At 46.5% G+C, this 2,443-nt stretch carries 1 protein-coding gene and 1 pseudogene; both read left to right on the plus strand.

What is annotated here, in order from left to right; translation table 11 throughout:
• Nucleotides 1-280, plus strand: a 280-nt coding sequence (locus MK185_17750) for an HNH endonuclease (GenBank protein MCH2042475.1), incomplete at its 5' end; no start/stop codon positions are given.
• Nucleotides 281-543: 263 nt separating this feature from the next.
• A pseudogene (locus MK185_17755) lies at nt 544-2,057 on the plus strand (IS66 family transposase).
• Nucleotides 2,058-2,443: the final 386 nt, after the last annotated feature.

The following is a 2,443-nucleotide window of genomic DNA, read 5'->3' on the forward strand; positions in this document are numbered from 1 at the left end:
CGATCCGACACATGAAACTTACTTTGAATCTCGGCTTGATGTGTTAATAAATTCTCGCAACAAAGAACGCCTGCATAGATTATTATCACGTCAAAATGGTGAGTGTTTGTATTGCAAAAGGAAAATAACGGCTAAAACTGGTTGGAATATTCACCGCCTAGTGCCTTTATATTTAGGTGGTGATAATAAGACGAGTAATACCGTGGTTGTACACCCTTCTTGCCATAACAGCATTCATAAAAGTAAAAATACTGCTGCGCCATCCTACATGGCGTTATAACGACTTGAGCGGTATGCGGGGAAACTCGCACGTACCGTTCTTAGAGGGCTGGGCTCGAGTAATCGGGTCTGGCTACTCGACAAAAGCACCGCTTTAAATGGCCAAGTGATGCTGAATTACAGCACATGCACCTGAGTGAACAACAGTTGCAGTGGTTATTTTCAGGCTTTGAATTAAACGATATCCGGCTTATAACCGGTGACCATAAGCAGCGATTATCGATCACAAAACAATCTGAATAATGTCATGTAATCAGTGCTTTAATGCGCGATACTATCTGTATGACTACCGATGATTATCAACACCGCATCGCTGAATTAGAGGCGCTTCTTGAAGAAAGAGACGCTAGAATTGCTTATTTGGAAGAGCAGTTCCGCATTGCCCAGAATAAACAGATCGGTAAAAGCACCGAAGGCCACCCTGGTCAGGGCGAACTGTTTAATGAGGTGGAGGAACTGGCTGCTGAGAATGTGTCGGCAGAGCAGGAAACTATCAGCTACACACGCAGTAAACCTAAGCGCAACCCGTTGCCTGAAGACTTGCCGCGTGAAGTTATCATCCATGATATTCCCGATGAAGATAAAGTCTGCGATTGCTGCGCAGGTACATTGCACTGCATCGGCAAAGATAAATCTGAGAAGCTTCAGTTTATCCCTGCTCAGGTGAAGGTGATTGAGCATGTACGTCCGAAGTATGCGTGTCGCTCCTGCGAAAAAGAGGGTATCAGCAACACGCTAAAGCAAGCGCAAGTGCCACACTGTGTTATTCCCAAAGGCTATGCAACAAGCCTGTTAAGTCAGATAATCACCAGCAAATACCAGTATGGTCTGCCGCTCTACCGGCAGGAAGCCATGTTCAAACAACACGGTATCGAAATAAGCCGCAAGACCATGGCGGACTGGATAATCCGTTGTGCTGAGCTATTTAAACCGCTCTACGACTGGCTTCATCAACACCTGATACAACAACCGGTTATCCAGGCGGATGAAACCACGCTGAAGGTTGTCGATTCCGGTAAATCGACGAGCTACATGTGGCTGTATGCTACTGGTGTAGATTCACCGCAAGCGACCATTACCGGTTCAGCGATACATAATATCGTGCTGTACGATTATCACAATAGTCGTGCCGGACAATGTGCGTGGACTTCCTTGGCGGTTATCACGGTTACCTGCAAGTGGATGGCTATCAGGGCTATGAACAAACACAAGCCACCTTAGTGGGCTGCTGGGCCCATGCCAGACGCAAGTTTATGGAGGCGAAAAAAGGCGCGGGCAGTAAGGGCAGTGGCAAAGCAGACTGGGCACTGAACCACATCCAGAAACTCTACCGTGTAGAAACACAGTTAAAAGAAGAAACCGCGGCAAACCGCTATGCGCAACGTCAGGAAAAGAGCCTGCCGCTGCTTAATCAGCTTGAAACCTGGCTGACAAAATCAGCTCAACAGGTGTTACCGAAAACCAAACTGGGTGAGGCAATACAATACTGCCTCAATCAATGGCATAAGTTGGTTCGTTACACACTCGATGGATACCTTACCATCGACAATAACCGTACAGAACGCGTAATCAAACCGTTCGTCATCGGCAGAAAGAACTGGCTGTTCAGCCAGACTGCAACCGGTGCCAATGCCAGCGCCAACCTCTACAGCATTATTGAAACGGCGAAAGCTAACGACCTCAATGTGTTCGAGTATGTCATGGACAGCTTGGAGCAGCTCAGCAAACCTGAAGCCGATATCGAGCAGCTACTACTATGGCAGTTTGCTAAGCGCTAGGTGGGATTACCGGACGTGTATGGACTCCTCCTCTTTTGCAAGTAATTTGTTCGATAACTTTGGGTATGATTGCCAACGTGTATCCGGTTTCTTAATGATGCATTTTCTTTTACTGCATCGAACCTCTATGGGCTATTCGCACACTTGCTCCTTAGCGCTTACACGAGCTTAAAGGCTCTTCGTCCGGGTAAGGTTTTTCAAGTGTCGGTCTCACCTGTTAGCCATCTCACATTTTACTTTGCAACTGGGATGAACACTTTTTGTATTTTTAAATTCGTTTAAGCGCTTGCTATTAATCCTGGATCATAACTTTCGTTTGTATTTACCATAGCCCAAGCTGCACGCGCGGTTTTATTTGCTAACGCTACAGTTACCGTATTAACGTG

The organism is Saccharospirillaceae bacterium (genome assembly GCA_022448365.1).
Lineage (GTDB): Bacteria > Pseudomonadota > Gammaproteobacteria > Pseudomonadales > Oceanobacteraceae > Bacterioplanoides.